The organism is Kocuria rhizosphaericola (genome assembly GCF_044462205.1).
Taxonomy (GTDB): Bacteria; Actinomycetota; Actinomycetes; order Actinomycetales; family Micrococcaceae; genus Kocuria; species Kocuria rhizosphaericola.
Genome location: NZ_JBISWK010000139.1, coordinates 1 through 24,302, shown reverse-complemented (window position 1 = coordinate 24,302; position 24,302 = coordinate 1). Strand labels below are relative to the sequence as shown.

The 24,302-nt window shown below is 73.2% G+C and carries 19 protein-coding genes; 8 read left to right on the top strand and 11 right to left on the bottom strand.

What is annotated here, in order from left to right; genetic code table 11:
* Window positions 1–45: 45 nt before the first annotated feature.
* From catC to ACH9D2_RS14415, 3 genes are all read right to left on the bottom strand, one after another.
* The gene (gene catC / locus ACH9D2_RS14425; protein ID WP_396363499.1) at window positions 46–324 is read right to left on the bottom strand and encodes a muconolactone Delta-isomerase; all 279 of its coding nucleotides are present in this window, start codon (window positions 322–324) and stop codon (window positions 46–48) included.
* Window positions 325–417: 93 nt separating this feature from the next.
* Window positions 418–1,521 carry a mandelate racemase/muconate lactonizing enzyme family protein gene (locus ACH9D2_RS14420; protein WP_396363498.1) on the bottom strand — a complete coding sequence of 368 codons (1,104 nt, stop codon included), beginning with the start codon at window positions 1,519–1,521 and terminating at the stop codon, window positions 418–420.
* The gene (locus ACH9D2_RS14415; protein ID WP_396363500.1) at window positions 1,518–2,453 is read right to left on the bottom strand and encodes a LysR substrate-binding domain-containing protein; all 936 of its coding nucleotides are present in this window, start codon (window positions 2,451–2,453) and stop codon (window positions 1,518–1,520) included. Before ACH9D2_RS14415 ends, ACH9D2_RS14420 begins: the two co-directional genes overlap by 4 nt.
* 187 nt (window positions 2,454–2,640) lie before the next feature.
* On the opposite strand from ACH9D2_RS14415, the gene ACH9D2_RS14410 reads away from it, so the two are divergent.
* Window positions 2,641–3,255 (top strand): flavin reductase family protein, encoded by a 615-nt coding sequence (locus ACH9D2_RS14410; protein ID WP_396363497.1) that lies wholly within the window; start codon window positions 2,641–2,643, stop codon window positions 3,253–3,255.
* 10 nt (window positions 3,256–3,265) lie between these two features.
* On the opposite strand, the gene ACH9D2_RS14405 is transcribed toward ACH9D2_RS14410, so the two are convergent.
* Complete coding sequence (locus ACH9D2_RS14405) at window positions 3,266–4,972, bottom strand: long-chain-fatty-acid--CoA ligase (protein WP_396363496.1); 1,707 nt, start codon at window positions 4,970–4,972, stop codon at window positions 3,266–3,268.
* 83 nt (window positions 4,973–5,055) lie between these two features.
* On the opposite strand from ACH9D2_RS14405, the gene ACH9D2_RS14400 reads away from it, so the two are divergent.
* The 5 genes from ACH9D2_RS14400 (at window position 5,056) to ACH9D2_RS14380 (ending at window position 10,016) form a co-directional block, all read left to right on the top strand.
* The gene (locus ACH9D2_RS14400) at window positions 5,056–6,027 is read left to right on the top strand and encodes a hypothetical protein (protein ID WP_396363495.1); all 972 of its coding nucleotides are present in this window, start codon (window positions 5,056–5,058) and stop codon (window positions 6,025–6,027) included.
* A 136-nt stretch (window positions 6,028–6,163) separates the two neighbouring features.
* A complete protein-coding gene (locus ACH9D2_RS14395) occupies window positions 6,164–6,880 on the top strand; it encodes a LuxR C-terminal-related transcriptional regulator (protein WP_396363494.1) in 717 nt (238 codons plus the stop codon).
* 33 nt (window positions 6,881–6,913) lie between these two features.
* Window positions 6,914–8,209 (top strand): sensor histidine kinase, encoded by a 1,296-nt coding sequence (locus tag ACH9D2_RS14390; RefSeq protein ID WP_396363493.1) that lies wholly within the window; start codon window positions 6,914–6,916, stop codon window positions 8,207–8,209.
* Window positions 8,206–9,219, top strand: coding sequence for a hypothetical protein (locus ACH9D2_RS14385; RefSeq protein WP_396363492.1), 1,014 nt, complete (start codon window positions 8,206–8,208; stop codon window positions 9,217–9,219). Before ACH9D2_RS14390 ends, ACH9D2_RS14385 begins: the two co-directional genes overlap by 4 nt.
* Before the next feature lie 128 nt (window positions 9,220–9,347).
* Window positions 9,348–10,016, top strand: coding sequence for a DNA-3-methyladenine glycosylase I (locus ACH9D2_RS14380; RefSeq protein ID WP_396363491.1), 669 nt, complete (start codon window positions 9,348–9,350; stop codon window positions 10,014–10,016).
* Here ACH9D2_RS14380 and ACH9D2_RS14375 read toward each other — a convergent pair.
* The 5 genes from ACH9D2_RS14375 to ACH9D2_RS14355 form a co-directional block, all read right to left on the bottom strand.
* Window positions 9,982–11,211, bottom strand: a complete 1,230-nt coding sequence (locus ACH9D2_RS14375; RefSeq protein ID WP_396363490.1) for an aminotransferase class I/II-fold pyridoxal phosphate-dependent enzyme — start codon at window positions 11,209–11,211, stop codon at window positions 9,982–9,984. The genes ACH9D2_RS14380 and ACH9D2_RS14375 overlap by 35 nt on opposite strands.
* 456 nt (window positions 11,212–11,667) lie before the next feature.
* Window positions 11,668–13,122, bottom strand: coding sequence for a 2-oxo acid dehydrogenase subunit E2 (locus tag ACH9D2_RS14370; protein WP_396363489.1), 1,455 nt, complete (start codon window positions 13,120–13,122; stop codon window positions 11,668–11,670).
* Between the two features lie 80 nt (window positions 13,123–13,202).
* Window positions 13,203–14,186 carry an alpha-ketoacid dehydrogenase subunit beta gene (locus ACH9D2_RS14365; protein WP_396363488.1) on the bottom strand — a complete coding sequence of 328 codons (984 nt, stop codon included), beginning with the start codon at window positions 14,184–14,186 and terminating at the stop codon, window positions 13,203–13,205.
* Window positions 14,183–15,493 carry a thiamine pyrophosphate-dependent enzyme gene (locus ACH9D2_RS14360; RefSeq protein WP_396363487.1) on the bottom strand — a complete coding sequence of 437 codons (1,311 nt, stop codon included), beginning with the start codon at window positions 15,491–15,493 and terminating at the stop codon, window positions 14,183–14,185. The genes ACH9D2_RS14365 and ACH9D2_RS14360 overlap by 4 nt, the downstream gene beginning before the upstream one ends.
* Before the next feature lie 56 nt (window positions 15,494–15,549).
* Window positions 15,550–16,713, bottom strand: coding sequence for a histidinol-phosphate transaminase (locus ACH9D2_RS14355; RefSeq protein ID WP_396363486.1), 1,164 nt, complete (start codon window positions 16,711–16,713; stop codon window positions 15,550–15,552).
* A gap of 166 nt (window positions 16,714–16,879) precedes the next feature.
* Between ACH9D2_RS14355 and purB the strand changes: the two genes are divergently transcribed.
* A complete protein-coding gene (purB, locus tag ACH9D2_RS14350; protein ID WP_396363485.1) occupies window positions 16,880–18,307 on the top strand; it encodes an adenylosuccinate lyase in 1,428 nt (475 codons plus the stop codon).
* 128 nt (window positions 18,308–18,435) lie between these two features.
* Here purB and ACH9D2_RS14345 read toward each other — a convergent pair whose 3' ends face one another.
* Window positions 18,436–18,699: a hypothetical protein gene (locus tag ACH9D2_RS14345; RefSeq protein ID WP_396363484.1), complete on the bottom strand. Its 264-nt coding sequence runs from the start codon at window positions 18,697–18,699 to the stop codon at window positions 18,436–18,438.
* Window positions 18,700–19,026: 327 nt separating this feature from the next.
* On the opposite strand from ACH9D2_RS14345, the gene ACH9D2_RS14340 reads away from it, so the two are divergent.
* Window positions 19,027–19,734, top strand: coding sequence for an AfsR/SARP family transcriptional regulator (locus ACH9D2_RS14340; RefSeq protein WP_396363483.1), 708 nt, complete (start codon window positions 19,027–19,029; stop codon window positions 19,732–19,734).
* Window positions 19,735–19,831: 97 nt separating this feature from the next.
* On the opposite strand, the gene ACH9D2_RS14335 is transcribed toward ACH9D2_RS14340, so the two are convergent.
* A complete protein-coding gene (locus ACH9D2_RS14335; RefSeq protein WP_396363482.1) occupies window positions 19,832–23,899 on the bottom strand; it encodes a Pls/PosA family non-ribosomal peptide synthetase in 4,068 nt (1,355 codons plus the stop codon).
* Window positions 23,900–24,302 lie beyond the last annotated feature (403 nt).

Genomic DNA, 24,302 nt, shown 5'->3' with positions numbered 1-24,302 from the left:
CGTCGGCCGCCACCTCGCAGGGCGGTTCCGTCCTACTGCACGCCCCTACTTCACGTCGGAGGGGTGCTTGGCCAGCGGCACCACGGTGATGTCCATGTACGGGAACAGCGGCAGGTTCTGCAGGATGTCGTGCAGCTCGTCGTTGGACTCGACGTCGAAGACGGAGTAGTTGGCGTACTCGCCCACCACGCGCCAGATCTCCGGCCACTTGCCGGAGCGCTGCAGCTCCTGGGAGTAGGCCTTCTCGGTGGCCTTGATCTCCGCGGCCTCCTCGGCGGGCATGTCGGTGGGGAGGTTGATGTCCATGTGGACCAGGTACTTCACGGTGCGTCCTTCCGTCGGATGGGGTGTCGGGTGGGGTCTTCGGATGGGGTGTCGGGTGGGGTCTGGTGCCGGACCGGGCGTGCGGTACGGGCTCTACCGGTCGGTGCGGTACTTCGCGAGCTTCTCCTCGTCCACGGCGGTGCCCACCCCGGGCACCTCGGGCACGCGGATCCGGCCGTCGGCGATGACCACGGGCTCGGCGAGGAGGTCGTCGGCCATGTCCAGGAAGTTGGACAGCTCCCCGGCCCGCTTCGAGGTGTGGGCGAGGGCCGCGCCGAAGACCACGGAGGCGATCGTGCCGATCTGGGTGTCGATCTGGTTGCCCACGTAGACGTCCACGCCCATGCCCTCGGCCATGCCGACGATCTTGGCGGCCTCCGTGAACCCGGAGCGGGCGGTCTTCACGGCCAGCAGGTTCGCCCCGCCGGTGAGGATCTCCTTCGCGGCCTCCCCCAGGTTCGGGGCGGACTCGTCGGCGGCGATGGGGATCGTCGACTGCTGCACCAGCCGGCGCCGGCCGAGCACCTCGCGGGCGTCGTCGGGCTCCTCGAGGAACTGCAGGCCCAGCTCGCTCGTGCGCCGCAGCACCTCCATGGCCTCGTTGGCGGACCAGCCGCGGTTGGCGTCCATGTAGAGCTCGGCGTCCTCGCCGAGGCCCTCGCGCAGCACCCGCGCGGCCTCGACGTCGAGGCCGATCGGGTGCCGGCCGGTCTTGAGCTTGAACGTGGTGATGCCATAGGTCTCGCGGAACTCCAGGGCCAGGTCCAGCAGCTCCTGGGCGGGCTTGAAGCCGAGCATGTGGGAGACCCGCATCGAGTCGGTCCAGCCGCCGAGCAGCCTGGTGACCGGCTGGCCGAGGGCCTGGCCGATGACGTCCCACAGCGCGATGTCCACGGCGCCCTTGGCGGTCTGGTTGTGGATGGTGCGGGCCAGCACGCCCTGGACCTTCTCGCGGTCGAGGACGTCGAGGCCGACCAGCTGGGGAGCGAAGACGTCCTCGACGACGGCCACGATGGACTTCTGGGTCTCGCCGTAGGTGTAGGGCCGCGGCGGGGTGTCGGCGGTGCCCACGATCCCCTCGTCGGTGGTGATCCGCACCAGCACGTGGTCCGCCTCGTGGACGGCGCCCGAGGCGAAGTGCAGCGGGTGGGCGTAGGGGATCGAGTAGGGGATCGCCTCGATGGTCGCGATCTTCATGGGCGGGCGGGCCTTTCGTGGGCAGCTGGGTCGGGCTCGTCGCCGGGGGATCCGGGAGCGGCCTGGACGTCGACGACGAGGTCGATGAAGTTGTGCAGCAGGGCGGAGCGGTCCTCGCGCCGCCACGCGACGGCGAGCTCGATCTGTGGCGAGTGCTCGATGTCGCGGTAGACGACGCCCTCCAGCTGGAAGGCGCGCACACCGGCGGGCACCACCGCCACCCCGCCGCCGGCGGCCACGAAGGACAGCAGCGTGGACGTCTCGCCCGCCACCTGGGCGATCCGGGGCTGGAAACCGGCCTGGCGGCAGAGGTCCGCGGCCGTCCGGTAGAGCACGGAGTCGGGCGGGTAGGTGATGAACTCCTGGTCCTGCAGCTCGTGCACGGCCACGGGCAGGTCCACGGCGAGGGCGCTGAAGGAGGGCAGCGCCACCACGAGCGGCTCCTGCGCGACGACCCGGTACTCGACGTCCGGGGAGGCCACGGGCGGGCGCAGGAGCGCGGCGTCGAGGGTGTGGTCCCGCAGCCCCTCCTCCATGGCGGGGGTCAGCATCTCGCCGTGCAGCGCCAGCGACAGACCCGGCATGGCGTCCTTGGCCCGCCGGACCACCCCCGGCATCACCCCGTAGGTGGCCGAGCCGGAGAATCCGACGCGCAGCACGCCCGTGGCGCCCTGGCCCACCTGGTAGACGTCCGCCTTGAGGGCCTCGATCTCGTTGATGATCCGCCGCCCCCGGTCCAGGAGCACCTGACCGGCGGCGGTGAGGTCCACCCGCCGGGTGGTCCGGTCCAGCAGCCGCACCCCGAGCTGCTCCTCGAGCTGGCGGATCTGCTGGGACAGCGGCGGCTGGGCCATGTGCAGGCGCTTGGCGGCGCGGCCGAAGTGGCGCTCCTCGGCCACGGCGATGAAGTAGTTGAGCTGCCGGATCTCCATCGTGGCCCGTGGTCCTTCCGCTCGGTCCGAGGGGTCGTCGTCGTCGTCCGCCTCGTGCATTGATCTACAGAGTACATTGAAAATGCCCGATTAGGACATATGGTCTCTCCAATCGGCGGGCGCCGTTTCCGTGCGCCCGGTGGTCGCGATCCGTGACCGGGGCACGTGGAGGTGGTGCAATGGGGGCATGCGCACCGACATCACCGCCGACCGGCACGGTTCCTTCGCCCGGGCGGTCAAGTCCCTCGTGGTCCCCCGCCCCATCGCGTGGGTCAGTTCCCGCTCGGCCGCGGGAGTCGACAACCTGGCCCCGCACTCGTTCTTCACGGTGGCCTCGGAGAACCCCACGATCGTCCAGTTCGTCTCGGTCGGGGAGAAGGACAGTCTCCGCAACATCCGGCAGACCGGCGAGTTCGTGGTCAACTTCGCACCCGCGGAGCTGTTCGAGCAGATCAACGCGACCGGCACCGACTACCCGCCCGGGTTCAGCGAGTTCGACGCCGTGGGGCTGACCCGTGAGCCCTCGCTCACCGTGGCCGTCCCCCGCGTGGCCGAGTCCCCCGCCGCCATCGAGTGCCGGCTGCACGCGGACCCCCTCCCCGTGGGCGACAGCTTCCTGATCCTCGGCGCCGTCACCCACGTGGCGGTGGACGGGCGGGCCATGGACGAGCGGGGCCCCGTGGTGGGGGCGCTCGGGCCGATCGCGCGGCTCGGTCGCGACCAGTGGGGCGAGCTCGGGCGGATCCGGTCCATCCGGCGGACCCCCTACCGGGAGATCGCCCCGGAGGCGGACCTGCCGTGAGCGCCCGGTCTCAGAGCCGCACGCCCGTCCGCTGCAGCTGCTCGCGGACCTCCCGGCGCTGGATCTTGCCCAGCATCGTGCGGGGGAGCTCCTCGACGGCCACGATCCGCCGGGGCACCTTGTAGCGGGCGAGACCCGCGTAGCAGTGCTCGCGCAGGGCCGCCTCGTCGAGCTCGGCGCCCGGCCCGAGGGTCACGGCGGCGACGACCACCTCGCTGCCGCGGGGGTCGACCAGCCCCACCACCGCGGCGTCCTCGACGGCGTCGTGCTGCCGCAGCGTGTTCTCGACCTCGCTGGGGGCCACGTTGAACCCCCCGGTGATCACGACCTCCTTGAGCCGGTCGACCACCCGCAGGAACCCGTCGTCGTCGACCGTGACGACGTCACCGGTGCGCAGCCACCCGTCGTCCGTCAGCGTCCGGGCGGTCTCGTCGGGGCGCTTCCAGTACCCCCGGAAGACCTGCGGGCCCCGCACCCACAGCTCCCCCGGACGGTCCCGGGGGACGTCCTCGAGGGTCTCCGGGTCGACGAGCCGGATCTCGGTGGACGGGAACGGGACCCCGATCGAGCCCGCCCGCCGGGAGCCGTTGAGAGGGTTGCAGGCCACCAGCGGTGAGCACTCGGTGAGACCGTAGCCCTCGATCAGGACGCCCCCGGTGGACCGTTCCCACCGCTCCACGAGCGGCACCGGCAGGCTCATGGCCCCGGAGACGGCCACCGGGATGCCGCGCAGGTCGGCGCCCTGCTCCTGCGCGGCGTCGAGGAGCTTCTGGTACACCGGCGGCACGGCGGGCAGCACCGTCGGCCGCGCGCGCTTCATCGCCCCGAGCACCAGGTCCGCGCGCACGGTCGGGAAGAGCACGAGCCTGGCCCCGAGGGACATCGCGAACGTCACGCCGAGGGTCAGGCCGAAGGCGTGGAAGAGGGGCAGCACGCCGTGCACCACCTCGTGCGCGCCGGAGCCGAGCCAGTACCGGCCCATGAGGGCGTTGGACTCGAGGTTGCGGTGCGTGAGCATCGCCCCCTTGGGCAGGCCGGTGGTGCCGGAGGTGTACTGCAGCAGCGCGAGGTCGTGGGCGGTGGGCCGCGGGTGCTCGGCGGCGATCGGTTCGGCGGCCAGCAGCTCCCGCCAGGAGATCGTGCCCGGTGCCGGGCCGGTGAGCTGGGCGCGGGAGGCGCGCGCGCTCGGCAGCGGCAGGCGCAGTGCCAGCCGCTTCGCGCGCGGCATCGCGGCGGTGACGTCCACGGACACGACCGCGTCGACCTGCAGGTCCGGGGGCAGCGAGCGCACCCGCTCGGCCGCCCGGTCCCACACGATCGCCACGCGCGCCCCGTGGTCCTCGAACTGGTGGCGCAGCTCCGGGGCGGTGTAGAGCGGGTTGTGCTCGACGACGACGGCGCCCAGGCGCAGCACGGCGTAGAAGGCCACGACGTGCTGCGGACAGTTGGGCAGGACGATCGCGACCCGGTCGCCGCGGCGCACGCCCAGCCGGCGCAGGCCCTCTGCGGCGCGGTCGACCTGCCGGCCCAGAGCGGCGTAGGACGTCGTCGCCCCGAAGAACTCGAGCGCGGTGCCGGCGCCGTGCCGGGCGACGGAGCGCTCGAGCATGTGCACCAGGGAGGTCTCCGGCAGGTCCAGGTCCGCCGGGACGCCCGGGTCGTAGCTGGCGGTCCAGGGACGGGCGCGCAGGAACTCGCGCACGGTTTCGACAGGCATGACCCCGACCCTACTCGGCGACATCACCCGCCGGCCGGGTCCCGTAGGCCCCGGTCCGGGGACCGGCCGTAGACTCCGATGCCATGACGCCCTCCTCGACACCCGGCTCGCCTTCCCCCGACGACCCGATGCCCTGGTCGGACACCGGTCCGCACGACTCCTCCGACGCCACCCGTCCGCTGCCCCCGGTCAGCCGGTTCGCCGCCCCGGCCGGCGGCAGCTCGCCGCACGGCGCCCCGGGCGGGGACCGGGACCCCGGGAACGGCGGGGACGAGGACTGGTCCTGGTACGACGACGAGGACGACCAGCACACCCGGCCGCTGCCGGCGGTGACCGCCCAGCGTCCGGTGCAGGAGGACCCGGGTCCGCGCACGGACCCGACTCCCACCGTCGGGGTCCCCGGCGCCGCGCCCGGAGGCGGGTACGGCCCCGGTCCGGGCTCCGGAGGACAGGACCCCGGCCCCGGCGTCCCGGCCGGCGTCCCGGTCGACGCCGCGACCCGGCACGCCCGGCAGCGGGAGGAGTACGGGGGCCTCCAGCTGGTCCCCGGATTCTTCGGCTGGCTCAGCGCCATGGCCCTGACCTGGCTGCTGCTCGCGCTGGCGGGCCTCGCCGCCGCCGCGCTCGGGCTGCGGCTCGTGGACGGGGTGGGCGGCGTGGTCGACGACCTCGCCGCCGGGTCCGCGACGGCCTGGACGGGCGCGGCGGCCCTCGGCCTCGTCGAGTTCCTCGCCTTCCTGGGCGGCGGATACGCCGCGGGCCGGATGGCGCGCTTCTCCGGCGCCCGGCAGGGCGTGTCCGTGTGGCTGTGGTCCCTGTTCGGCCGCTCCGTGGCCACCGTCGCGGGACTGGTGTGGGCCGACACCGTCGGCCTGGCGCCCGTGGGCGTCTCCGTCCAGGCGCTGATCGGCGACCTCCTACTGCCGGGCCTGCTCGCGGTCGCGGCCGTGCTCGTCGTCGACCTGCTCGCGGCGGTGCTCGGCGGGCTGTGGGGTGTCCGCTACCACCGCAGGGTCGACCGCTGGGGGGAGGGCTGGGGGGATCCGGGTCGGTAACTTTGCGTCCCCGCACCGTGTCGGGTTCGCATCCCACCACAAGAAGGGGGACAATCGGAGCACCTCGGTGAGAGCCGTCACCCCCACGCGGAAATCTGCGGACCGGCCCACCGAGCAGCACCCGGAGGAAACGCCCATGCCGTCCACCCTTGTCGCCGTCGTCGATGACCACGAGGTCGTCCGGGAGGGCGTCCGCCTCGTCTCCATGACCTCGCAGGCCGACGTGAAGCTCGTCGGATCGGCGTCCAGCGTGCCCGCCCTCCTCGACCAGCTGGGCCGGGACCCCGAGAACCCCGCCCTCACCGCCCAGGGCGCCAAGCGGATCGAGTGCGAGGTCGTGCTCCTGGACCTGTCCCTCGACGACTTGTCCCGACCCGCCACCAACGTGGAGCTGCTGCGCGCCGCCGGCATGAAGGTGCTGATCTTCAGCATCGGCGAGAACGCCGCGCTGATCCGCGAGGCGCTGCGGGCCGGCGCGCTGGGCCTGGTGCGCAAGTCGGACCCGCTCGAGCACGCGATCGAGGAGGCCCGCAACATCGCCGAGGGCAAGCCCGTGATCACCAAGGAGCTCGCCGCCGCGATCGACGGTGATGTGGAGTTCTCCCGGGCCAGCCTCTCCCCGCGGGAGCAGGAGACCCTGCGGCTCTACGCCTCCGGCTTCGCCCAGGTCCAGGTCGCCCGCCGGATGGGGATCAAGCAGAGCGCGGTCAAGACCAACATCGACCGCATCCGCGAGAAGTACGCGCGCGTCGGACGCCCGGCGCCCACCAAGATCGACCTGCGCATCCGGGCCATCGAGGACGGGCTCGTGGAGCCCACGGCGGACATCAACACGGCGGAGAAGCATCTGTGAGCCGCCCCTCGCCCCGGTGAGGACTCCCGCTCCGTGAGCCACGTCGCGCCCCGGTCCTCGCTCGCCTACCGGAAGGTTCCCGCGCGGAGGCGCCGCACCAGCCTCCTGGTGCCGACCTCGCCGCAGGAGCTGGGGATGAACTCCTACCGCATCCACCTGCTCGCGAACATCTGCCACGGGCTGGTCGTCGTCGCGCTGTTCCTGGAGGCCCTCACCGTCCTCGGGGAGCAGCTGCCCGCCTTCGAGCGGTGGCACCAGGTGTTCCTGGTGGCGCTCCTGCTCAACGGCTGCGCGCTCCTCTTCCAGGGCGCCAGGCGACAGGTGCGGATGTGGCCGGTGCTCGCGTCCCCGGTGCTCGTGGCGCTCGCCGTCCTGACCCTCCCGCTCGCCTGGACGGGCGCCTCCCCGCCGCAGGACCCGTGGGTGGAGCCGTTCATCCTGCTCGCGGCCGCCGCCACGGTGATCGCGTGGAGCATCGAGCTGGCGGTGGCGTACCTGGCGTCCGTCACGGTCTTCTACGTCCTGGTCATGGTGCGCATCACGGAGGCGGCGGACGTCATGGGCGTGCTGTTCGACGCCACGAGCCGGATCGCGTTCGGCGTGGTCCTCGTGGTGCTGATCAGCCTGGTCTACAAGGGCGGGCAGAACGCGGACCAGGTCTACGCGGCCGCGATCGCGCAGGAGCTGCAGCTGAACCGCTCCCGTTCCCAGGCCGAGGAGCAGGAGCGGCTGGACCGCCTGATCCACGACAACGTCATGGCCGCCCTGCTCGACGCCGGCCGGGCCCCCGGGCCCGTCCAGCGGCGCACCCGTGAACTGGCGCAGCGGGCCCTCGGGGTCCTGGCCTTCGAGGAGCGCCGCGCCGAGGGCAAGGGCACCACCATGGTGCACACCCTCCTCGACGACCTGCTCGAGGCCCTGTCCCCGTGGCGCAACCGGGTGCGCTTCAACAGCATCACCCCCTACATCAGGCCTCCCGGCGAGCCGCGGCCCCTCATCCCCGTGGAGACGGCGCAGGCGCTCGTGCAGGCGGTCACCGAGGCGGTCTCCAACAGCGCCCGCCACGCCGGCACCGAGGTCACCTTCGTGACCATGGACGGCGGCGTGTGCCCTCCCACCCCCGTCAACCCCGAGGGCTTCTTCCTGCGCTTCCAGGTGGTGGACCGCGGCCGCGGCTTCCAGATCCGCAGCATCGACTCCCGGCGGCTCGGGGTGCGCGTGTCCATCCTGGGCAACGTGCGCCACGTGGGCGGCGCGGTGGACGTCGACAGCGCACCGGGCCGGGGCACCCGCGTGACGATCCTGTGGCCCCGGGACGCGCAGCCGTGATCTCCCGCGCGCTCTTCCATCCCCTGAGCCTGGTGGCCGCCGCGGTGTTCTTCCTGATCCCCGTGGTGCTGGGGCTGCTGCAGACGTCCAGCATGGACAAGCCGGACCTCATGCAGGCCGCGCTCGTGACCTACGTGGTCGCGGTGGCGCTGGTCGTGTACCCGTACGGGCAGCGCCGGCTGCCCGACCTGCCCGCGGCTCTCGGCGTGCTCCTCATGCTGGTGTCGATCCAGCGCTCCTACGACGCGCTGAACCCCCAGGCGGAGCTCTTCGGCGGCCAGTGGTTCACCCTGGGCTTCGACGGCTTCCTCGTGGCCCTGGGCATCCGGCGCCGCGCCGGGTGGGGCTGGGCCACGCTCGTCATCGCGGTCGCCGTGTCCATGACGTGGGGCGCCCGCTCCGCCCTCGGCCTCTGGGACGCCGCGCTGACCAACGCCGCGGCGGCGGCCCTGCTGCTCGCGAGCCAGCTCATCGCGCGCGAGTACGACCGCGCCTCCGCCGCGTTCGCCGAGGCCCGGGACATGGTGATCTCCGCGCGAACCCACGACGAGGCCGAGAAGGACACCGTCAACGCGTCCGTGCAGCGCGTGCACGAGGTGCGCCGCCTCGCGGGCGGCCTGCTCGAGCGGATCGCGCACGACCCCTCCCCGGTCTCCGAGTACGAGATCGAGCAGTTCCGGCTCACCGAGGCGCAGCTGCGGGACTCGATCCGGGGCCGCTCGATCGCCACCCCCTACCTGCTCGAGGTCACGCGGGCGGCACGGGCCCGGGGCGTGCAGGTGGACATCCTGGACGAGCGCGGCAAGCCCCTGCCCACGGCGGTGCTGCGCGCGGCCACCCGCCAGGCCATGGAGGTGCTCAACGCCGCGACCTCGGGATCGGTCACGATCCGCGCCTTCCCCGAGGGAGAACCCGCCGCGGTGTTCATCGTGCACGACGGCAACGCCGAGGACGAGGAGCCGGTGGCCATCGAGATCGCGGACGGCACCGGTGAGGTCTCCCGGTTCTGACCGGCTCCACCGCGCGGTGCGGGCGCCCGCACTGCACCCGGGGGCTTGGGGCCCCGTGCCCGGGCGGCACCGTCCACAGAGGGCGGCGCCGCCCCGGCCCGCCGTCCCGGCACTCCTACCGTGGCCCCATGGACACCGCCTCCGCCGGGCACGGCCCGCGCCCCGCCGACGACAACCAGCCCCCCGACGACCACTCCCCCGGCGACGCCTTCCGCGCCGTGCTCTGCGGGGACGGTCTGCGCCGCTGCCCGTGGGCTCCGACGGGCCCGGCCGCCCTCGAGGAGCACGACCGGCGCTGGGGTGCGCTGCCCGCGGACTCCTCCGGCTGGTTCGAGTCCCTCAGCCTGGAGATCTTCCAGGCGGGCCTGGCCCGCTGGAGCATCGCCCAGCGCCGGGAGGGCCTGCGCCGGGCGATGCGGGGCTTCGTCCCCGGGGAGATCGCCCGGATGACGGAGGACGAGGTCGACGAGCTCCTCCTGGATCCCGCGGTCATCCGCAACCGGGTCAAGATCGAGGCCGTGGTGCACAACGCCCGCGCCTGCCGCGGGCTCGGTTCCGAGGACTGGGCGGAGCACGTCGGGGACCTCCGGCCGGCCACCGCCGAGCCGCCGCTGACCGTGCTGGAGGAGTCCCGCCGCTCCCCCGAGGGGGACCGCCTGGCGGGCCGGCTCAAGGAACGGGGACTCGTCTTCGTGGGGCGCACCACCGCGCACCGGTTCCTGCTCCGCACCGGCGTGCTCCCCGGGCACCTCGCGGGGTGCTTCAGGAACGGGACTGGAAGCGGAGGATCCGGGTGACCGCCTCCTCCACCCGCTCGGGCCCAGCCGCGAAGGACAGCCGGACCGTGCGGTGGCCGCGAGCGGCGTCGAAGTCCAGCCCCGGCACGACCGCGACGGCCTCCGCCTCGAGCAGCCGCCGGCACCACTCCAGGGAGCTGCCGTGCCGCTCGAGCTGCTCCCCGAGGTCGGCGTAGAGGTAGAACGCCCCGTCCGCCGGCGCGACCTCCCCCCACCGGAGCGCGGGGAGGGCCTCCAGGAGCAGGCTCCGGGAGCGCGCGAACTGCTCGACCGCCCGGTCCGCCTCGGCGTAGGCGTCCGGTGTGAAGGCCTCCACGGCGGCCTGCTGCGCGGCGGCGGGCGGACAGAGGCTGAGGTTGCCGGCCAGCGCGTCGACCGCGGCCACGAGGTCTCGGGGCAGCAGGGCCCAGCCCAGCCGCCACCCGGTCATCCCCCAGTACTTGGAGAAGGAGGAGATCACCACGGCGTCGCGGTCGTGCTCCCACGCGCTGGTGCCCCGGTACGGCCCGCTGTCGCGGGGGCCGCCGTCCTCCGGGGCGGTGTGCACGATCCCGTGGTAGATCTCGTCGCTGATCAGGCGCGTCCCGTGTTCGGCGCACCAACGGGCCAGCGCCGCCAGCTCCGCCGGCTCCAGCACGGTGCCGGTCGGGTTCGCGGGACCCGCCACCACCAGGCCCTGCAGCGGCCCGTGCGCGGCGACCGCGGCGTCGAGCATACCGGGCGTGGGCTGGAACCGGGTCGCCGCACCGCAGTCGAGCTCCACCACGTCGGCGCCCAGCGCGGCCAGGGTGTTGCGGTAGGCCGGGTAGCCCGGCCGGCACACCGCCACCCGGTCCCCCGCGTCGAAGGCCGCCAGGAAGGAGAGCACGAGCGCCCCGGAGGCCCCCGTGGTGATCGCGACCTCCTCGGGCCGGACGTCGAGGCCGTACCACCGGGCGTAGTGGCCGGCCACCGCCCGGCGCAGCGGCTCGATGCCGAGGGCGGGGGTGTAGCCGAGCCCCTCGTTGCGGGCGTGCACGCGGGCGGCCGCCCGCGCCACGGGGCCCGGGGCGCCGCCGGAGGGCTCTCCCGCGCAGAGCGAGACGACGTCCCGGCCGGCGGCACGCAGTCGTTCGACGTCGGCGAGGATCTCCATCACCCGGAACGGCGGCACCGCCGAGCGTGCGGAGGGGTGGGGCGGCAGGTGCGGAGGCATGCGCCCAGCCTACGTCCGCCGCTGCCCGCGTGAGCGCGGTCACACCCCACCATGCGCACTTCGGGGGACAGACTTTTGTCCAGGCCTCCGCAATACTGGTCCCAGTCCTGGACGTCAGGAGGTCGCGCTGAGGCGGTCCTCCGGGCGCGGGGGACAGGTCTCCGGCGGAAGTGCCGGGGCCGACGGGCAGGTTGCCACCGCGGCCGGCGTCGCACGAGTGATCCATCGTGAATGAGATGTGTGATTGTGTCTGGGGGGATTTCAATCACGGGTCCACAGGAGATGGGACGCCGGGCACGGTGAGCCACCGCCCTGTTCCACGTCGGTGCGGCGCCGGGCCTCGGCCCGGCGGGGAGAGCCGCGGGACGTGGCGGCACGCGCGTCGACGACGCAGCACTCGGCCCCGCACCGATCGGTGCGGGGCCGTTGCCGTGCCGTCCGCGCCCCGGGCGGGGCTCACTCCAGCAGCAGCGCCGGTTCCTCGAGGATCCGGGCGACGTCCGCGGTGAAGCGGGCCGCGAGGTCCCCGTCGACCACGCGGTGGTCGAAGGAACCGCCCAGCGTGGTCACCCAGCGGGGCACCACGGCGCCGTCCACGACCCACGGCTTCTGCTTGATGCTCCCGAACGCGATGATCGCCACCTCGCCGGGGTTGATGATCGGCGTGCCGGTGTCGAGGCCGAGGGCCCCGATGTTGGTCACGGTCAGGGTGCCGCCCTGCATGTCCGCCGGCTGGGTCCGTCCCGCCCGCGCGGTCCGCGAGAGCTCGTCGAGGGCCACGGCCAGCTCCCGCAGCGAGAGGTCCTGGGCGTCCTTGACGTTGGGGACCATGAGCCCGCGCGGCGTGGCCGCCGCGATGCCCAGGTTGACGAAGTGCTTGACGAGGATCTCCTCGTCCGTCCACGTCGCGTTGACCATCGGGTTGCGGGCCGCGGCCCACAGGACCGCCTTCGCGAGCACCAGCAGGGGCGTGACCTTGACGCCCTCGTAGTCCGGGGCGGCCTTGAGCCGCTGGACGAACTCCATGGTGCGCGAGGCGTCGACCTCCACGAAGACCGAGGCGTGCGGGGCGCTGAACGCGCTGCGCACCATGTTCTGCGCCGTGGCCTTCCGCACGCCCTTGACGGGGATCCGCTCGATCCGCTCCTCCGGGGCCGCGGGGCGGCGCCGGTCCGCGGGCGCGCCCAGCCGCGCCGCGTGGGCCAGCAGGTCCTGCTTGGTGACCTGTCCGGCCGCGCCCGTCGCGGGGACGTCGGCGAGGTCGACGCCCAGGTCCCGTGCGGCCTTCCGGACGGGGGGCTTCGCGAGCGCGGGGCGGCGCGGGACGCTCTCGACCGCCGTGGGCGCCGGGCCGTCGCCGCGGCCGGGCCGGCGCCAGACGCCGCTGTCCCCGGCCAGCCGGGCGGCGCGCCCGGCGATGCCCTGGGCCGCCGTGCCGATCCCGCCGCCGAGCCCGGGCCCCAGCGGGCCCCGGGACAGCTTCTCCGACCACCCCGCGGGACGGGCCGGCCCGGGCTCCGGCTCCTGGGGCAGGGCCACCCTGCGGCGCCGCCGCACGGGGTCGGCCTTCGGCCCGGAACCGACGAGCGGGCGGTCCGCGCCGGCACCGGGGTCCCCGCCCTCGCCGAGCACCCCGGGGACGCCGGAGGCCGGGGCGGGGTCCGGCGACTCGCCCGGGGAGCCCACGGCGATGATGGGGGTGCCGACCTCCACCGTGCTGCCCTCGGGGACCAGCAGGTCCAGGACGGTCCCGGCGTACGGGGACGGCAGCTCGACCACGGACTTCGCGGTCTCGATCTCGACGAGCACCTGGTTGACCGTCACGGTCTCCCCCGGCGCGACCTTCCACGCGAGGATCTCCGCCTCGGTCAGGCCTTCGCCGACGTCGGGCAGGTTGAAGATCTGGGGCATGTCAGTACTTCCTCTCTCGCGCGGCTCCCGGGCCGGCTGCGGTGCCGCCGACCCGGGGTCCGGCGACCGGGTCGGCGGGGTCAGTAGGCGAAGGACCGGTCCAGGGCCTCGAGGATCCGGTCGAGGTCCGGCACGTACTGGTCCTCGACGGCGGCCACCGGGTACGGCAGGTGGAAGGCGCCCACGCGCAGCACCGGCGCCTCGAGGGAGTAGAACGCCCGCTCGGTGAGGCGGGCGGCGATCTCCCCGCCGAGGCCGCCGAACGTCGGGGCCTCGTGGGCGACGACGAGGCGGCCGGTCCGGCGCACGGAGTCCTCGAGGGTGTCGAAGTCGATCGGCGACAGCGAGCGCAGGTCGATCACCTCGATGCTGCGCCCGTCCTCCTCCGCGGCCTGCGCCGCGGCGAGCGCGACGGGCACGAGAGGACCCCAGGCGACCACGGTGGCGTCCTCGCCCGGCCGGACGACCTGAGCGGAGAACGGATCGGCGGCCGGGCGCTCGACGTCCACCGCGCCCTTGAGCCAGTACCGCCGCTTCGGCTCGAAGACGATGACGGGGTCCTCGCACGCGATGGCCTGCTGGGTCATCCAGTAGGCGTCCTGGGCGTTGGACGGCGTGACGATGCGCAGCCCCGCCGTGTGCGCGAACAGGGCCTCGGGGGACTCCGAGTGGTGCTCCACCGAGCCGATGACCCCGCCGTACGGGATGCGGATCGTCACCGGGACGGTGACGTCCCCGTTGGTGCGGTTGCGCATCTTCGCCAGCTGCGTGGTGATCTGGTTGAACGCCGGGAAGGAGAAGCCGTCGAACTGGATCTCGCACACGGGCCGGTAGCCGCGCAGGGCCAGCCCGATGGCGGTGCCCACGATCCCGGCCTCGCCCAGCGGGGTGTCCATGACGCGGTGGGCGCCGAAGTCCGCCTTGAGCCCCTCGGTGACGCGGTAGACGCCGCCCAGGGAGCCGATGTCCTCGCCCATGAGGAGCACCCGGGAGTTCTCCTCCATGGCCCGGCGCAGGCCCGCGTTGACCGCCTTCGCGATCGTCAGGTCGGGAGCGGTGCTCATGCGAGGTCCTCCTCGGTGCCGGCGGTCCGCGCGTCGGGGGCGCCGGTCACGGGGTCGGCGGCCACGGTCAGCCCCGAGGCCTGCGTGCCCCGGTCCGGCCCGGCGACGTCGTCGTCGTCGGTGTCGTCGTCGTCGCCGCTGTCGGTGTCCGCGAAGCCCGCCTGGTAGGCCGCGTACCAGGCGCGCTCCTCCTCCACGAGGGAGTGGCGCTCGGCGTAGGGCCGGTCGAAGAAGTCCTCGAGCACGGGGGGGTCCATGGCCAGCACCAGGGTGCGGGCCTGGTCGGCGAACGCCTGGGCGTCGGCCGCGACGTCGGCGAAGAACTCGTCGCCGGTGCCGTGCGCGTCGCGCAGGTGTGCCTCGAGGCGGATCAGCGGGTCGAGCTCGCTCCAGCGGCTCTCGTCCTCCCGCAGGCGGTACTTCGTGGGGTCGTCCGCGGTGGTGTGGGCCCCCAGCCGGTAGGTCTCGGCCTCCACGAGCACGGGGCCCTGACCGGTGCGGGCCTTCTCGAGCGCGTACCGCGAGGCCGCCAGGACCGCGAGGACGTCGTTGCCGTCCACGCGGATCCCCTCGAAGCCGTACCCGGCGGCGCGCTCGGCCAGGGGCACGCGGGACTGGGTGCTGAACGGAACGGAGATGGCCCACTGGTTGTTCTGCACGAAGAAGACCACGGGGGCGTCGTAGGACGCGGCGAACACCATGCCCTCGTGGACCTCGCCCTGGGTGGAGGTGCCGTCCCCGAAGTAGACGACCGCGGCCGCCGGCTCGACCTCCCGGCCCTCCGCCTCGGCGGCCCGCCGGTCCAGGTCGATGCCCATGGCGTAGCCCACGGCGTGCGGGACCTGGCACCCGAGCACGATCGAGTACACGTTCATGTGGTGCTCGCTCGGCTTCCAGCCCCCGGCGCTGTGCCCGCGGAACACGGTGAGCAGCTCGGCGGGCTCGACGCCCCGCTCGATGGCCACGGCGTGCTCGCGGTAGGTCGGGAACACGTGGTCCACCGGGCGCAGCGCCCGGGCCGAGCCCACCTGGGCGGCCTCCTGCCCGCGCATCGGCGCCCACAGCACCAGCTGTCCCTGCCGCTGGAGGTGGGTCGCCTCCTCGTCGAAACGACGGGCCAGGGCCATCGAGCGGTACAGCTCGCGCAGCTGGTCGGCGCCGACGTCGCGCACGTACGGGGACAGGACCGGGTCCTCGCTCCGGCGGCCGTCCCGGTCGAGGAGCCGCACCAGGCGCGTGCGCACCTCCGGTGTCGGCACGGTGCGGGCCGGCACCTGGGCGGCCGGGGACGATGGAGCGGCATCCATGGGCTGGACGTCCTTTCGGGTTGCTCGGGAGGGAACCGGGCCGGCGGGGCCGCGGGTCAGAGCACGGGCGGGTGGGGGAACTGCGCGCACAGCTCCAGGAACCGGGTGTTGGCCTCCGGCTCGCCGATCGTCACGCGCACGCCCTCGGCGCCGAAACGGCGCACGGACAGTGCGTGGGCGTCGCACAGCTCGGCGAAGCCTCCGCTGTGCTCCCCCAGGTTCAGCCACACGAAGTTCGCCTGCGTCTCCGGGTACGGCCAGCCGAGCTCGTCGAGCCCGGCCAGGACGCGCTCCCGCTCGTCGACGACCCGCTGGACGCGCTCGGCCACCTGGTCGTAGTGGCGCACGGACGCGATCGCGGCACGCTGGGCGAGGTCGGTCACGGAGAACGCGGGGGACGCCTGGCGCAGGTACTGGGTGATCCCCTGGCCCGCCACCGAGTAGCCGATCCGGAGGCCGGCGAGACCGTGGGCCTTGGAGAACGTCCGCAGCACGACGACGTTGGGGTGCTGCCGGTAGAGGTCGATGCCGTTGACGAGGTCGTCGCGGCGCTGGAACTCCTGGTACGCCTCGTCGATCACCACGACGACGTCGCGCGGCACGGCGGCGAGGAATCCCTCGACCTGCGCGGTGGTGAGGCTGGGACCCGTCGGGTTGTTCGGCGTGCACAGCAGCACGACCTTCGTCCGGCCGGTGACCGCCGCGGCCATGGCCTCGAGGTCGTGGGAGCCGTCGCGGCGGTTCGGGACCGGGACGCCCAGCCCGCCGGAGAGCCCGATGCTGATCGGGTAGGCCTCGAAGGAGCGCCAGGCGTGCACCACCTCGTCCGGGGTGCCGTCCTCGCCGGCGCCCACGAAGGCGCCGAGCAGCTGGTTGAGCGCGCCGAGGCTGCCGGCGCCGGTGACGACGTCCTCGGCGGGCACGCCGAGGAACTCGCCGAGCACCTCCCGCAGCTCCGCGGAGGTCGTCTCGGGATAGCGGTGCACCGCGTCCCAGTCGGCCAGGACCTCCTTGACGGCGGGCACGGGCCCGAACGGGTTCTCGTTGGAGGACAGCTTGTAGGACACGAGCCCGTCCACCACGACCGGGGGCTTGCCGGCCGCGTAGCGGGGCAGACGGGACAGGGCAGGGCGCGGCCGGACCGCCGAGGTGGTGGCGGTGGCCGGGCCCGGGGCCGGGCTGGTGCCGGCCAGGGTGCGGGTAGCGTCGCTGGTACTCATGGAGGTCATGCTATCCCCCGCTCCCCGGGGGTCCCCGGTGGATGACGCCCCTCCGGACGACCCGGTGGTTTTCGGCGTGAAAGCTACAACCGGGTCCCGGGAAAGTTGGTGGCGGACGACAAATTGTCCGCCCGGCCGGGTCTGTTCGCCGTGGGAGAATGTGCCCATGCCCAACACCGATCGCATCCTGTCCTCAGGGCGCGCGGCGCTCGCCGCCGCCGTCCCGCCCGTCGCGCTGGGACCCCTCGACGGCCGCTACCAGCCGGTGGTCGCCCCGCTGGTCGACCACCTCTCCGAAGCCGCTCTCAACCGCAACCGCGTGCACGTGGAGGTGGAGTGGTTCGTCCACCTCGCCGAGCGTTCGGTGCTGCCGGGCCTGGCGCCCCTGACCGACGAGCAGACCGCCGGGCTGCGCCGGATCGTCACGGACTTCGACGCCGGGTCGATCGCGGAGCTCGCCGAGATCGAGGCCGTGACGGTCCACGACGTCAAGGCCGTGGAGTACTACATCGGCCGCCGGCTGCCCGCCCTGGGACTGGAGCACCTCGTCCCCCTCGTGCACTTCGGCTGCACGTCCGAGGACATCAACAACCTGGCCTGGGCCCTGGGGGTCAAGGACGCCACGACCGACGTGTGGCTGCCCGCCGCCCGGGCGCTCGTGGCCGACGTCGCGGCACTGGCCGAGTCCGCGGCCGAGACCCCCATGCTCTCCCGGACCCACGGCCAGCCCGCCACGCCCACCACCCTGGGCAAGGAGATGGCGGTGGTCGCCCACCGCCTGGGCCGCCAGCTGTCCCGGATCGAGCGCACGGAGTACCTGGGGAAGATCAACGGCGCCACGGGCACCTACGCCGCCCACTACGCGTCCGTCCCGGACGCGGACTGGACGGAGGTCTCGCGCGGCTTCGTGGAGGGCCTGGGCCTGTCCTGGAACCCGCTGACCACCCAGATCGAGTCCCACGACTGGCAGGCCGAGCTCTACGCCGACCTCGCCCGGTTCAACCGGATCCTGCACAACTTCTGCACCGACGTGTGGTCCTACATCTCGATCGGCTACTTCCAGCAGATCCCGGTGGAGGGCGCCACGGGCTCGTCCACCATGCCCCACAAGGTCAACCCCATCCGCTTCGAGAACGCCGAGGCGAACCTCGAGCTCTCCAACGCCCTGCTGGACGCCCTCGGCGCCACGCTCGTGACGTCCCGGTGGCAGCGCGACCTCACGGACTCCTCGTCCCAGCGCAACATCGGGGTGGCTTTCGGGCACTCCCTGCTCGCGGTCTCGAACGTGAGCAAGGGACTGGCCCGCCTGGACGTGGCGGAGGCGGTCCTGGCCGCCGATCTGGACGCCAACTGGGAGGTCCTCGCCGAGGCGGTCCAGATGGTCATGCGCGCCGAGGCGATCGCCGGCGTCGAGGGCATGGACAACCCCTACGAGCGGCTCAAGGACCTGACCCGCGGCAGGCGCGTGGACGCCGGCCGGCTCCAGGAGTTCGTGGCGGGCCTGGGCCTGTCCCCGGCCGCGGAGCGGCGGCTGTCCTCGCTGACCCCGGGCACCTACACGGGCATCGCGGCGGAGCTCGTGCGCTTCCTGTGAGCCCGCGCCCGGCCTGAGCACGGGGTGCCGGGGCCTGCTCGCGCCCCGGCGCCCCGTGCCGCAGGTCGCCGGCCGGACCCTGCGTCCGGACCCTGGGTCCGGGCCGCGGCGGTCCGGGCCCTCGCGGTTCAGACGGACGGGAGGTCGTGCAGGTTGTTGCAGACGGTGTCCGCCGGAGCGGCCCACAGCCGCTTCTCGCACCCGGCGGAGATCACGCGGACCCGCAGCTGCCCCGAGGATCCCGGGACGTAGTAGAGGTGGACCCCGCTCTCGATGTCCCGGATGATCCGGGTGGTCGACCGGGGGGACCACACCTCTGCGGGATTGCACAGGGCGACGATGTTCCCGAGGGGGTCCGTGCGGACGCCCGTGACGGGTCGCTGGTCGGTCATCGGTAGAACTCCTGAGCTCGTGCCCCCGGCCGGCCACGCCGGCAGCGGGGAACTGCCGTATACCACTGTCTCGGCGCACGCGCCACTCCGGATCAGGGGCGCGCGACTGCCGTCTCGGAAAATGTTTGCTTTTGACGCCCTCCAGGCGTTCGCTTTTGACTCACGGTCCATCGCACGGGATCATCGGTGCCTGAGCCCTCTCTCGCGGCGGACCTGGATCCGGGTCCGCGGGACCGGAGAGGACGGTGCTCGGACCACGGCCTTCGGGGGAAGGCAGGCTCCGGGCGCACCGGGGAACTGTGATCATGACAGTGGGGGATCGTGACAATGGATGGGGAACTCTCGATCAGGCTGCGCCTGCTCGGCAACGTCGAGGTCGAGCTCGACGGGACCGTGCTGGCCCTGGGCCACCGGCAGCAGCGCCTGCTGGCCGCGCTCGCCGTGCTCGGTCCCAAGCCGCGCCGCTTCCTCGGCGAGCTGCTGTGGCCCGACCGGACCGCGGAGCGCGCCATGGGCAGCTTGCGCACCACCGTCTTCAACCTCTCGCGCCAGGTGCCCGGGGCCGTCGGCACCCGGGGCAACAACATCGCCCTGGCGGAGCCGGTCACCGTGGACCTGCACGAGCTGCGCGAGTCCCTGCACCGGGCGGCCACCGCCACGGCGCCCGTGGCGGAGGATCCCTGGTTCCTGTCCCCCGACGGTGCCCAGCTGCTGCCCGGCTGGTACGACGCCTGGGTCATGGCCGAGCAGGACCGGCTGCGCACCCTGTACGTCAACGCCGTGGAGCACCTCGCCCGGCTCTCCCTGGAGCACGGGGACTTCTACCGGGCCCACGTGCTCGCCGACAACGTCCGGGCCCTCGACCCCCTGCGGGAGAGCGCGGTCCGCGTGTCGATCGAGGCGGACCTGGGTCTGGGCAACAACGCCCCGGCCCTGCAGACCTTCCGCAGCTTCTGCAGCACGATGGCCGACGAGCTCGGCGCGCCGCCCTCCCCCCAGATCACTCAGCTGATGGGCCACATGCGCAGCGCCTGACGCGCGCCCGGCCGGAGTGTTCCGGCCGGAGGAGGGACGGTGTCCCCGCGACCCGGTGCCGGGTCGCGGGGACACCTTCTTGCCGTTCATGGCCCGGTCATCGTCCCGAGGTCACCGCGGCCGCCGCCGAGCGCACCGGGATGCCGCGCCAGGTGGTGTGGGGCAGCAGCTGCTCGCCCTTCATCACCAGGGACAGCGCGTCCACCGAGGCGCCCGCGCCGACGGTCGTGTCGTAGAGCACGATGGAACGCGCGCCGACGCTGGCCCCGGGCAGGATCTCCACGTGGGACATCTTCATCACGCGGTCCTCGAAGAGGTGCGTCTGCAGCGACACGTCCGTCGAGACGGCGGCGTCGTCGCCGATGTGGACGAGGTCGAACTCGGTCAGGTAGGTGGTGCCGATGTAGGTCCGCTTCCCGATCTGCGCGCCGAACAGGCGAAGGACCGGCCCGATGAGGGGCGTGCCCACGAGTCCGCCGATGAGGGCGGGGACCGCCGCCGACTCGTACACACCGGTGACGAACTCGCTGCGCCGGACGAAGTTGTCCCACAGCGGCTCGACGCGCTGGCGGTACCGGCCCACGATCGCCCACTTCAGGACGACGACGGCGAGCACCACGGTCAGCCCGGTGGCCAGAGCGATGAGCGGCAGCACCGCGACGAAGCCGAGCAGCGTCAGCTGGGGCACCAGGGCCACCGACGCGAGCAGGCCCAGGTAGCCGATCAGGCCGATCAGCGCCGGCGGGACGGTGATGCGCAGCGCCTCGATGACGAGGCGGGCCGCCACCTTGCTGCGCGAGGGCCGGAAGGTGAGGCTCTCGTCGAAGTTGCCGCTGTCCTGCCGGCGGGGCAGGAACATGGCGGGCGAGCCCAGCCAGGAGGTGCCGTCCGGCACGTCGGCCGGGGGCACCGAGGCGACGCCGACCAGGGAGCCCTCGCCCATCCGCGTGCCCGAGGGCACGAACGCGGCGTTGCCCACGAACGAGCGGTCGCCCACCACGGTGCGCTCCATGTACAGGTGGCCGTGGTGGTAGACGGCGCTGCCGACGCTGGCCATGTCCGCGACGAAGCTTCCCTCGCCCAGGGTGAGGAGGTCCGGGTCGATGTGGCCGACCGTGGAGACCTCCGAGCGCGGGCCCACCTTGGCGCCCAGGGCGCGCAGCCAGGGCACGGTGTACATCGTGGCGTACAGGGCGTTGGTGCTCTCCAGGCTGGTGGAGAGCAGCTGGTCGGCCATCCACTTGCGCACACCCAGTCCGCTGCGGACGGGGTGGATGCCGGTGGGCGTCCGGCGCAGGACGAGCTTGCGGCCGCCCGCGACCACGGCGCAGACGGTGAGCACGTAGACGATGCCGACCGCCGGGGTGAGGGCGAGTCCCACGGGCAGGCCGAACTCCAGGGCCGCGATCCAGATCATGAGGAAGGACGGGAGCACCAGGACGAAGGGCATCATCTCGAGGACCAGCCAGCCCAGGAGCAGCCCGGCCGCGAGCGGGGCCGGCCAGCGGCCGCTGGGCAGCGGGCGCCGCTCCATCCGCTCGAGCAGCTCGTCGTCGCCGTCACCGGGCCGGGCCGGGGAGCCCAGCCAGTGCTCGCCGGCGGGGATGGACTGGTTGCGGGAGGCCAGGGACTGCTCGGCCAGGCGGGCGCCGTCCTCGATCCGGGCGCCCGGCTGCAGGAGGGCGTTGGCGCCCACGAACGCGTCGTCGCCGATGTGCACCGGCGCGATGGTCACCCACCCCTCCTCGACCTGGGCGGTCTGCACGGAGGAGTTGTAGCCGATGCTGGCGCGGGAGCCGATGGTGACGAGCGAGGGCAGGCCGATGGCGGCGGTGCCCACGTGGGCGTCCGGGCCGATCCTGGCGCCGAGCAGCCGAAGGTAGACGGCGGCCATCGGGGTGCCGGTCAGGAGGCTGAGCGGCGAGAGCCGGGTCAGTCCGTCGATGCACCACAGCAGGAAGTACTGCCTGCCCCAGAGGGCGTGGTGCCCGGGTCTGACGAGACGGCCCAGCACGCGGGAGCCGAGGAACGGCAGGAAGAAGCGGGCCAGCACGGAGACCAGGACGCCCACGAGGAGCATGTCCCACATCAGGGCGTAGCTGAACTGCCCGTTGTAGGAGTACAGGACCGCGGCGAGCGGGGAGCCGACGAGCATGGCCGCCAGGACCAGCGTCGTCACCTGGGCGAGGCCGCAGAGCGCCACCCGGCCGCTCGTGTGGTGCAGCGGCGCGGGCCGGTCGTCCGGGGCGGCCACGGCGGGGACGGCCGCCGGGGCGGCGTCCAGGTGCCGTGCCAGGTCCCGCACGGTCGGGTAGGTGTAGATGTCCGCGATGGAGATGTCCTGGTCGGGGTGCGCCCGGCGGAGCTCGGACGTGGCGGTCGCGGCGAGCAGCGAGTGCCCGCCGAGCTCCATGAAGAAGTCGGCCTCCACGGAGAGCTGGTCCTCGGGGATGCGGAAGACCTTCGACCACACCTCCGTGATCCCCCACTCGGTGTCCGTCTCCGGCGTGACCAGGCCCATCGTCGTGACGAAGCGGGGCGTGGTGGGGTCCGGCAGGTTCTTCCGGTCCACCTTGCCGCTGACCATCATCGGCATGGCGGGCAGGATCTCGTAGAAGGACGGGACCATGTACGGCGGCAGCGCCGCGACCACGGAGTCGTGGAGCAGCTCGAAGAGGGCGCGCTCGTCGCGCACCGGGGTGCGGAGGGTGAGGAACGCCGCGACGTCGTCGCCGCCGGAGACGAGCTTCACGGCGGCGTCCGCCACCGCGTCCTCCCGGCGCAGCACGTTCTCGATCTCCTGCAGGTCCGCGCGGTGACCGCGGATCTTCACCTCGCTGTCGGCGCGGCCGAGGTACTCGATCTCGCCGTCGGCCATGAACCGGCCGAGGTCGCCGGTGCGGTAGATCCGACCGGCCCGGGGACCGTCCGGGTGCGGGCGGAAGCGCTCCTCGGTGACGTGCGGTAGGTTGACGTAGCCGCGGGCCACGCCCGGGCCGGCGATGCAGATCTCGCCCGGCTCACCGTCGGGGACCTCGTTCATCTCCTCGTCCAGGATCCGCACCTCGTAGGTGGGCAGGGGCTTGCCGATGGTCACGGGCCGGCCGGGGGCCAGCTCGCCCCACGTGGCCGTCACGGTGCCCTCGGTGGGGCCGTAGGTGTTGAGCATCCGGCGCTCGGGGGTGGACCACCGCTCCACGAGGTCGGCGGGGCACGCCTCGCCGCCCACCAGGATGCTGCGGATCCGGGGCAGGTCGTGCTCCAGGGTGGCCAGGACGGTCGGCACGCAGTAGAGCACGGAGATCTCCATGCGCTGCAGGAACTCGGCGAGCCCCTGTCCCAGGCGGGCGTCGTCGGTGGGGCCGGCCACCAGGGAGGCGCCCACGGCCCAGGTCGGCCAGATCTCCTCGATGGAGAAGTCGAACGCGATGGTCATGCCCTGGTAGACGCGGTCCGCGGGGCGGACGTCGTAGACCTCGGGCACGATCTCGATGAAGTTGCAGATGCTCGAGTGCGCGATCTCGACGCCCTTGGGGCGGCCGGTCGAGCCCGAGGTGTAGATGATGTAGCACGTGGGGTCGCCCTCGTGGCGGACCGCCGGGCGGTGCGCGGGCGCCTCCTCGAGCCGCTCGCCGATCCGGCCGACGTCGACGACGTCGGCGGGCGCGTCCTCGACCACGGCCACGAACTCGGCGGAGGTCAGCATGAGGGACAGGTCCGAGTCCTCGGCGATGAACTGCACGCGGTCCGCGGGCAGGTTCGGGTCGATCGGGACGAAGGTGGCGCCCGTCTTGAGGATCGCCAGCAGGGACGCGTAGAGCATCGTGGAGCGCTGGAGCAGGATCCCGACGCGGTCCCCCGCGCTCAGGCCGTAGCCGGCGATCAGGTGGGCCAGCCGGTTGGCGAGCTCGTCGAGCTCCGCGTAGGTGTAGGCCCGGCCGTCGGCGTGCAGCGCCTGGGCGTCGGGGGTGAGATCGCAGCTGCGCTCGAAGAAGTGGTGCAGCCGGGTGGGCTTCGTCTCCGTGTTCCGAACACCCCGGGTCGAGGGCTCCGTCCACGGAAGCGCTCCGGCGGGGCCTTCCGTTGCCGCGGCCTCGTCCCACAGCACTCGCTCGGCCGCCGCGGCCTTGTCGCGGCGGTGAGAGCGATGTGGCACTGAGGTCATGTCCAACTCCTTTCGATGCACGGGCACCGGTGTTACCGGCACGTCCGTTCTACGGAGCGGGGTGTTATGGCCTCCTCACGGAACCGTCACGTCGGCGTTATTCCTGCGTTATCGATGCGTTCGTCGCCCGGCCGCCAGGGGCGATGCCGACCGCTCGATCGGTTTTCGGTGGTGAAGATCACAGGCCGGGATCTCGCTCAACGAGACGTTCTCGACTGCAACTGCGCGGATCCGGAACCCTTGGCCGCCGGCGACGGGCACTCCGGCCGTGCGCTCCGGTCACCGGCGGCGGGTCACCGGCCGCCCGTCCCGCCCGCCGTTCCGGGGACGGAGAAACCTGCCGTATTACCTTTCGTGAACACCCACCGGGTCGTTCCGGCACGCACGAGGCCCCCGTGCGGGG

Excerpts from the sequence above, each read along its gene's own strand:
- ACH9D2_RS14420 (WP_396363498.1), bottom strand. The coding sequence starts at position 1,521 with ATGAAGATCGCGACCATCGAGGCGATCCCCTACTCGATCCCCTACGCC.
- ACH9D2_RS14355 (WP_396363486.1), bottom strand. The coding sequence starts at position 16,713 with ATGAGTACCAGCGACGCTACCCGCACCCTGGCCGGCACCAGCCCGGCC.
- ACH9D2_RS14400 (WP_396363495.1), top strand. The coding sequence starts at position 5,056 with ATGACGCCCTCCTCGACACCCGGCTCGCCTTCCCCCGACGACCCGATG.
- ACH9D2_RS14415 (WP_396363500.1), bottom strand. The coding sequence starts at position 2,453 with ATGGAGATCCGGCAGCTCAACTACTTCATCGCCGTGGCCGAGGAGCGC.
- ACH9D2_RS14340 (WP_396363483.1), top strand. The coding sequence starts at position 19,027 with ATGGATGGGGAACTCTCGATCAGGCTGCGCCTGCTCGGCAACGTCGAG.
- ACH9D2_RS14365 (WP_396363488.1), bottom strand. The coding sequence starts at position 14,186 with ATGAGCACCGCTCCCGACCTGACGATCGCGAAGGCGGTCAACGCGGGC.
- ACH9D2_RS14405 (WP_396363496.1), bottom strand. The coding sequence starts at position 4,972 with ATGCCTGTCGAAACCGTGCGCGAGTTCCTGCGCGCCCGTCCCTGGACC.
- ACH9D2_RS14380 (WP_396363491.1), top strand. The coding sequence starts at position 9,348 with ATGGACACCGCCTCCGCCGGGCACGGCCCGCGCCCCGCCGACGACAAC.
- ACH9D2_RS14375 (WP_396363490.1), bottom strand. The coding sequence starts at position 11,211 with ATGCCTCCGCACCTGCCGCCCCACCCCTCCGCACGCTCGGCGGTGCCG.
- ACH9D2_RS14410 (WP_396363497.1), top strand. The coding sequence starts at position 2,641 with ATGCGCACCGACATCACCGCCGACCGGCACGGTTCCTTCGCCCGGGCG.
- ACH9D2_RS14360 (WP_396363487.1), bottom strand. The coding sequence starts at position 15,493 with ATGGATGCCGCTCCATCGTCCCCGGCCGCCCAGGTGCCGGCCCGCACC.
- ACH9D2_RS14370 (WP_396363489.1), bottom strand. The coding sequence starts at position 13,122 with ATGCCCCAGATCTTCAACCTGCCCGACGTCGGCGAAGGCCTGACCGAG.
- ACH9D2_RS14395 (WP_396363494.1), top strand. The coding sequence starts at position 6,164 with ATGCCGTCCACCCTTGTCGCCGTCGTCGATGACCACGAGGTCGTCCGG.
- ACH9D2_RS14335 (WP_396363482.1), bottom strand. The coding sequence starts at position 23,899 with ATGACCTCAGTGCCACATCGCTCTCACCGCCGCGACAAGGCCGCGGCG.
- ACH9D2_RS14345 (WP_396363484.1), bottom strand. The coding sequence starts at position 18,699 with ATGACCGACCAGCGACCCGTCACGGGCGTCCGCACGGACCCCCTCGGG.
- purB (WP_396363485.1), top strand. The coding sequence starts at position 16,880 with ATGCCCAACACCGATCGCATCCTGTCCTCAGGGCGCGCGGCGCTCGCC.